Annotated in this window: 8 protein-coding genes; 4 read left to right on the top strand and 4 right to left on the bottom strand. The window is 55.3% G+C overall.

What is annotated here, in order from left to right; genetic code table 11:
* Positions 1–513, top strand: a 513-nt coding sequence (locus tag Q0L39_RS09815; RefSeq protein WP_296628795.1) for a cyclophilin-like fold protein, incomplete at its 5' end; no start/stop codon positions are given.
* Positions 514–1157: 644 nt separating this feature from the next.
* On the opposite strand, the gene Q0L39_RS09810 is transcribed toward Q0L39_RS09815, so the two are convergent.
* Both Q0L39_RS09810 and Q0L39_RS09805 read right to left on the bottom strand, forming a co-directional pair.
* The gene (locus tag Q0L39_RS09810) at positions 1158–1754 is read right to left on the bottom strand and encodes a hypothetical protein (protein ID WP_296628794.1); all 597 of its coding nucleotides are present in this window, start codon (positions 1752–1754) and stop codon (positions 1158–1160) included.
* Between the two features lie 88 nt (positions 1755–1842).
* Positions 1843–2439, bottom strand: a complete 597-nt coding sequence (locus tag Q0L39_RS09805) for a hypothetical protein (protein WP_296628792.1) — start codon at positions 2437–2439, stop codon at positions 1843–1845.
* A 166-nt stretch (positions 2440–2605) separates the two neighbouring features.
* On the opposite strand from Q0L39_RS09805, the gene Q0L39_RS09800 reads away from it, so the two are divergent.
* Entirely contained in the window at positions 2606–2995 is a 390-nt protein-coding gene (locus Q0L39_RS09800; RefSeq protein WP_296628790.1) for a CHAP domain-containing protein, read from the top strand.
* A gap of 748 nt (positions 2996–3743) precedes the next feature.
* Here Q0L39_RS09800 and Q0L39_RS09795 read toward each other — a convergent pair.
* Complete coding sequence (locus tag Q0L39_RS09795) at positions 3744–4403, bottom strand: HD domain-containing protein (RefSeq protein WP_296628789.1); 660 nt, start codon at positions 4401–4403, stop codon at positions 3744–3746.
* A gap of 13 nt (positions 4404–4416) precedes the next feature.
* Positions 4417–4722, bottom strand: a complete 306-nt coding sequence (locus tag Q0L39_RS09790; protein ID WP_296628787.1) for a GNAT family N-acetyltransferase — start codon at positions 4720–4722, stop codon at positions 4417–4419.
* A gap of 678 nt (positions 4723–5400) precedes the next feature.
* Between Q0L39_RS09790 and Q0L39_RS09785 the strand changes: the two genes are divergently transcribed.
* A complete protein-coding gene (locus Q0L39_RS09785; protein ID WP_296628786.1) occupies positions 5401–6816 on the top strand; it encodes an extracellular solute-binding protein in 1416 nt (471 codons plus the stop codon).
* Positions 6817–6822: 6 nt separating this feature from the next.
* Positions 6823–7123: hypothetical protein (locus Q0L39_RS09780; RefSeq protein WP_296628784.1), on the top strand; the 301-nt coding region annotated here is incomplete at its 3' end.

The raw sequence follows: 7123 nt of genomic DNA, 5'->3' as shown, positions 1-7123 counted from the left end.
GAACCGACCGAACAGCCAGTCGAATCACCGACCGAGCAGCCGACCGAATCAACGACCGAACCGACCGAGCAGCCAGCCGAATCAACGACCGAATCGACCGAACAGCCAGCCGAACCGACAACCGAGACAACGACATCCGACACCGACAAGGAGGAAACGCAGATGCTGCACATTCAGGCAGGGGAGAGCGAATTCACCGCCGCCTGGGCGGACAATTCCAGCGTGGATGCGCTCAAGGAGCTGCTGGAAGAAGGACCGCTGACGCTCACGATGAGCGACTATGCGCAGATGGAGAAGGGAGCGGACCTCGGCGTCCGTCTGCCGCAGAACAACCAGCAGATGAACACCACCGCAGGAGACATCATCCTGTATCAGGGCCGCACGCTGGTCATCTACTATGACCAGAACTCCTGGAGCCTGACGCCCATCGCCAAAATCGAAGGAGTGGACGCAGAAAAACTGCGCGCCGCGCTGGGAGACGGCGACGTGACGGTGACCTTTTCACTGGAATAAGGGGAGGGAGAAGGAAATGAAAATTCCTTCTCCGAACCTTTTTTGTTCGTTGCAGGGAAGTCCCTGCGGACCCACTATGCAGGGCTCCGCGCCCTGCACTGCGGTTCCTTTCTTCTCGAAAAGAAAGGAACCAAAGATTCGCCAAAGAGGAGGTATCCTCTTTGGATTCTCCTCCAAGGGGCACATCCCCTCGGGAACTTCGCAAAGCGAAGTTCTCTCCCCCTATCTGCTCCGGCAGCAGAAGGATGTCAAATACTGGCGTACCACTTCGGACAGTAGAGTGCCTTTGTCGAGCGCACTTTCTGCCGATGCAAAGGGGTTTCAAAAGGGGCGCAGCCCCTTTCGCTGGAAATCCAAAAACCAGGAGGTTTTTGGTGCGTCTTTCGTCGATTTCTTCGCAACAAGAAATCGACCGCGGGTGTGGGCCGCGTAGGCCCCCAATATTCTTGCAGGGACTACCCTGCAAAAGAGGTCTTGCAGGAACCCTCCTGCAAAGATACCCGCGGATGTAGGCTGCGTAAGCCTGCAATCATTTTCGCACAAAGTTCGGAGAAGGAGCTTCGCTCCTTCTCGTGCCTGCACAATAAAAATGTCCTCAATAGACGCACAAAGCCCAGCCCTCCTTTTTATCAAGAGGGCTGGGCTTATTTTTGCTCTGATGCTGCTGTCGGCGCCACCGGACTGTTTTCGCACGCTTTCATCAAGGCGTCGATGAGCTGCGCGTGCTTCTCGTCGCGCAGCGGCTCGCTGCAATTCTTGCATAGCTCGACGGCGATGAAGATGCTCTGCAGCCGGATCAGCGCGTGAAAATAACGCTCCACCTGTCGTCTGCACTGGCGGAAAATCCAGAAAAAACCGCCCGATACCAGACTCATCACCGCACCGGCGGCAGCTCCTGCCGTCTGCGCCTGATCAGGAAAGTAAAACACCGAGATCATCAGCACCGTCAGTCCCGCAAAGCAGGAGATGATCGCGCAGATGAAGATAATCGCCATCTGCCGGCGGTTGTTTTTGTAGTAGGCGCGGGTTTCAATCAGCGTGGAGTACAGCACCCGCCCGCTGACCGTCTCCGGTTCGCCGACCGGCAGAGCGAGGTCGCAGTCCTTCGACTCGGTGCGGACGATCAGCAGAATGACGGTGACCACGCCGATCAGCAGCAGCACCAGCGGAATCATCGACACCAAACGCTCCACAACGGTCTGACCGCCGTCCTGACCGAGCGCCGTCTGCAAAACGGACACTGTCCTCACCTCCTCCAAAAACATGCTGCCCTATCCTATGCGGCAGCAGGAGAAAAGGTGAATTGTCCACGATACGTGGACAGGCGCATTAGCCTTCGACCGCACGGACTGCCCGCAGAGAATCCTCCTCGACGACAAAGACAAAGTCCAGCACACCGGTCACAGGGTTGCCGTCCTGTTCAGGATTGGTGTATTCCACGTGCAGATGCAGCTGATCGCCGTCGAGCTGTGCCGAGGCAATCCGAGGATAGACGATGGGGAATCCATGAGCGGTGGAATAGAGAAACCCGTCGCCCTCGGCCTGATAGCGCTCGGAATCGCTGCCATCAAAGCCTTCCAGGCCAAACCAGAGCGCGACTCCTTCGCGCACAAGGTCGGCGGGCAGCAGATAGGCGTCCAGCGCCTCGTCGTAGGCAAAAGCCGAATCGCCCTGCTCGTCGTACAGCTCGATCAGTGTAAAAAACAGCACCGACTCCGAAGAAAGCTGGTCGGTGGAGGAAAACGGCTCGGAAAAGAGATAGAAAAAGTTCTCCAAAAAGTCGGCGTGCTGCTCGCAGAGTTGATCGGCTGTCCACGTATCAGAGACAGTCTCGGACGGCTCGGCCGACGACAGACGACGGCAGCCGCCGAGCAAAAGGATACCTCCCAGCGCCAGCAGTATCAGCAGCAGGCGGATAAATTTCATAGCAGATCCTTCCTTTCGGGCAAAGGTTGTCACCATCATTCTACCATATTCTGTCTGCGGCTGCCAGTCCCGCACCAAATTTTGTGCCAAACATAGGATGGAGAGGGCGGCAGGATTCGACACCGGCTGCCTTGTGACAGTATTCTCAACAAGGAGGGACGGCACCATGCGGCAAGAAAAACTTCCTTCCGTATCCACCAAAAAGCCGCGTTGGGGCGGACAGTGTCTGACCTATGCAGCGGCGCTGTATACCAAAGCCACCGGCGTCGGCTCGTCGGGCAACGTCGACGCCAAAGCCTACTGGAACAACTCCACGCCGCAGGAGCGCAAGATGCACCTGTGTGCGCCCAGCGTGGCCATCTGGTTTAACGGCAAGCACGGTCACGCCGGCTTTATCTCGAAAATCGACCCTGACGGGACGATTCATTTCACCGATTCCAACTTTGCCGGCGACGAGACGGTCCGCGAGCTGACCTTCTCCGACCCATCGCAGCTGGGCAAGCGCTGCCCGAACTTCAAGGGCTATGTCCAGCGGACGACCACCCGCTGGAGGTAGGGCAACGTTTGCAGGGAAGTCCCTGCAAGACCCACTATGCAGGGCTCCGCGCCCTGCACTGCGGTGACTTTCTTGTGTGAAGAAAGTCACCAAAGACACAGTCAGGACCACTTGGTCCCGACACCCCCAACGAAAGGGGCAAGCCCCTTTTGAAACCCCACTCCCAAGGGGGAAAGTACAACGGCGGAACTGCTTATTTTCCTAAGCGGCAGGTGCAATGCCTGATATTCTCTTACCAATGGGGAAGTCAGGGGGAGGATAACAAATACTGGCGTACCACTTCGGACAGCAGAGTGCCTTTGTCAAGCGCACTTACTGACGATGTGTGGGGGTTCAAAGGGGGTCAAGTATGACCCCTTTAGCTGGAGGTCAAGGAACCAGGAGGTTCCTTGTGTGCTCTTTGTGAAACTTTCTTCACACAAGAAAGTTTCCGCGGGTGTGGGCCGCGTAGGCCCACAAAAGCTTAGAAGAAAGTTCGGAGAAGGAGCTTTGCTCCTTCTCGTGCCCGCACCACTTAAAGTGTGACTTTGCAGAAAGTCTGTGTGCGGGCCTGGGCCGCGTAGGCCCACAAAGGTTTAGAAGAATGTTCGGAGAAGGAGCTTTGCTCCTTCTCATGCCCGCACCACTTAAAGTGTGACTTTGCAGAAAGTCTGTGTGCGGGCCTGGCTCGCAGGAACCCTCCTGTAAAAAAAACGCCCTGCTTTGTGTAGAATTTCTTCTGCACGGGAGGGCGTTGTTTGCACTTGTCTTATAATACCATCTGCCCGTTGATGAGGAGATGAAACTGTAATCCCAGCTTCTCGGCGGCCTTGCGGCAAAGCACCATTCGCTGTAAAAAAATCTCAAAATAATCCATCACCGGCGAGATGGAGGTGTCGATGGTCAGCGTCAGCGTGACAGCCTTTTGCTGCGCGTCAAACTCGGTGCTCGAATCGACAACCGCAAAGTTTACCCTGTCGTGAATGTCAAAGGTGGCAGGGTCCTGATTGCGCACGCGGGAACGGCGTACATCGGTTTTGTCGCCTAAAATCAGCGCGGCAGCGACCTCGTTGACCGGAAACGCGGTGCCTTCGTCGTGGTTGCCGATGGCGCTGACGATGGTGGCCAGCTCCTCAGGGTCGCAGCCCAGCTTGTCCAGAATACGAAACGCCATAATCGCGCCGCTCTGCGCGTGGTCGATGCGGTTGACAATGTTGCCGATGTCGTGCATATATCCCGCAATCCATGCAAGCTCACCGGTGCGCTCCGGATAGCCCAGCTCCAGCAGTAGACGCTGGGCAAATTCGGCGACCTTGGTCACATGGGCAAAGCTGTGCTCGGTAAAGCCCAGCGCCGCCATCGACTGGTCGGCTTTGCGGATATAGGTGCAGATGGCCTCCTCGCTGCGGATCATTTGTTTAGTAATCATGTGGCCCGTCTCCTTACCGCTCCACCAGATGGCTCCACTGTGGATGCTTCTCGATGTAGTGCTGGCTGTATGGACAGGTCAGCCGCGCCAACTTGCCTTCCTTTTCCAGATGCGCCATCAGCGCGTCCATCATCTTTTCAGCGACGCCCTGTCCGCGAAAAACAGGCGAAGTAAATACGTGGTCGATGTTCACCACACGCTCGTCCACCGCCGGAAAGGTGATGTTTCCCATCGGCAGTCCGTCCTCACTGCGGCAGTCCAAGCGTCCTTCAGAAAAAATAAAGTTCATCATCAATTCCTCCCTTGTCAATCTGTTCATTATTCCTTCTCCATGATACCAGAACCGGCCGCACATTACAAGCTGTCTGCCCATGTAAAAATGGCTGCCGCGCCCAAGGATTTGTAGAAGCGCGAGAGCAAGGGTATCGGCTCTGCACCTTGCCAGCAACGCGAATAGTGTCCAGCTTCAAGCCCTAAAAAGGGAAGTTCCGACCTTCTCAAACGAGAAAGACCAGCGGTCGCATGACCTTCGTGAGAGCGAAGGTATCGGCTCTGCACTTGACCGACAACGCGAACCGTGCGCAGCTTCAAGCCCTAAAAAGGGAAGCTCCGACCTTCGCGAGAACGAGGGTATCGGCTCAGCACCTTGCCAACAACGCGAACAGTATCCAGCTTTAAGCCCTAAAAAGGGAAGTACCGACCTTCTCAAACGAGTAAGACCGGAGGTCGCGCAACCTTCGCGAAAGCGAGGGTATCGGCTCAGCACCTTGCCAACAACGCGAATAGTGCCCAGCTTCAAGCCCTAAAAAGGGAAACTCCGACCTTCGCGAGAGCGAGGGTATCAGCTCAGCATCTTGCGAGCGAGGGTATCGGCTCTGCGCCTGACCGACAACGCGAACAGTGTCCGGCTTCAAGCTGGAAGGCATTGAAAAAGGTGAGGGAGTATGCTACACTGTCCTCATGAGAAACTGTTTACTTTGTAAAAGGAAGGTGCGGAATGAAACGATTTGTTTGTCTTTGTCTGGCTGTACTGTGCCTGCTGACCGGCTGTCAGTCAAACGATACAGAAATCTATGAGCAGCTGACCAAGCCGCCTGCATCCGAGCAGACAAGCGGGCAGGATGCGGCAGCTGCTCCACAGGACAAGCCTTTGAGCGGAACGCTGCGGGTCAGCACCTATTACGATGAGGAGATCAGGGAGCGCGCCCAAGAGTTTGAGCAGCTGCATCCCGAAGTACAGATCGAGGTCTCGGTTGCCCAGCAGAGCGGTTCGGTCGGGGAAAGCTGGGAGGAGTATCTGCAGCGTACCTCGGTGGAGATGATGAGCGGGCAGTCAGCCGACATCGTCGATCTGGCGCAGATGTCGGTCAGCCGCTATGCCAAAAGCGGACTGCTGTGCAACCTCTATGACTTTATGGAGATGGACAGCGATTTTCACAGCGAGGACTACTATACCAATATCTTTAAGGCGAAGGAGTACGACGGCGGACTGTACTCGCTGCCGTTTTATTTTCTGTACGATATGACCTATCTGAGCCGCCCGCTGCTCGAAGAGGCTCGACTGGATGCACCCGATGCACTGGATTATGAGAAGATGCTCGACCTGTACCGTCAGGTGAGCGAGAGGACAGGAAAGGATTTTTCCATCATGCCTGGTATCACCAGCGGATGGTTTTTTGAATATGAATTTCCTGCGTACTATGACATTGAGACAGCAACAGCAAACTTTGACAGCCCGGATTTTATCACCTATTTAAAGAGAACCAAGGAAGAGATCCCCAAATTGGAGGAGATGGCGGACTGGGATATGACCCGTGTTGCCGGTGGAGTGGATGATTTTATGCAGGAAAACTATCTGTTCTGCAACTACGATGTCACCTCGATGGATACCCACAATATGCTGATCGACTATCCGAACATCCTGCCGCCGGTGCCAATGTGCAGCCACGATGGGCAGTTTGGTTTTTCCACCTTGCAGGCTGACTACGGCATCGTCCGCAGCTGCGAAAACAAAGAGCTTGCCTGGGAATTTCTGACCTATTGTATCTCCGAGAAGCAGCCGCCCGAAAGTCTGGAGCACGAGGCGGTGATGGACTATACCGGTCAGTTTCATGCCTGGGTGCCGATCAATATCCAGAATTTCTATCATTCCTTTACCTTGGAATGTAACTACTACCGCAGCATCATGACCGAGATCACCAACTGGAAGCAGGGCGACCCACAGCAGCTGACCGAGCAGGCGGTGGAGCAGATTCATGCGTGGAACCTGCAGCGCAATTTTGCCTGCTCCGAGACAGAAATCTTTGGACTGTTACAGGAAGAGCTGGATAACTATTATCAGTACGACCTTGCCACTGCCGAGGAGACAGCAAAGTCGATTCAAACCAAGATGAACATCTTTTTAAATGAGTGATGGAATATGAACAAGGTAAAATGGTATGGAGCACTTCTTGCGCTGTTTTTTGTCCTGATGGGAGCAGCGACCGTCTATTCCTGCATCACCAGCCGCAATCGCCTGCCGCTGGTGAGCCTTGCTCTGCCCGAAACGGTGGAGGACGGATGCTACCGTGTGCCAAATCAGGCGGTGCAGGAGCAGGGCTACCGCCACCTGTTTGTGGTGGAGCAACAGCAGGGCGCCTGGGGCAAGGAGTATGTCTGTCGGGAAATCCTGCTGCCCAATGTAAGTGAGGAAGGGCAGAGCACCCTGATTTATGCTGACC

Origin of the sequence: uncultured Negativibacillus sp. (genome assembly GCF_944388365.1) — a bacterium.
Lineage (GTDB): Bacteria > Bacillota > Clostridia > Oscillospirales > Ruminococcaceae > Negativibacillus.
This window is presented reverse-complemented; position numbering and strand designations above follow the sequence as displayed.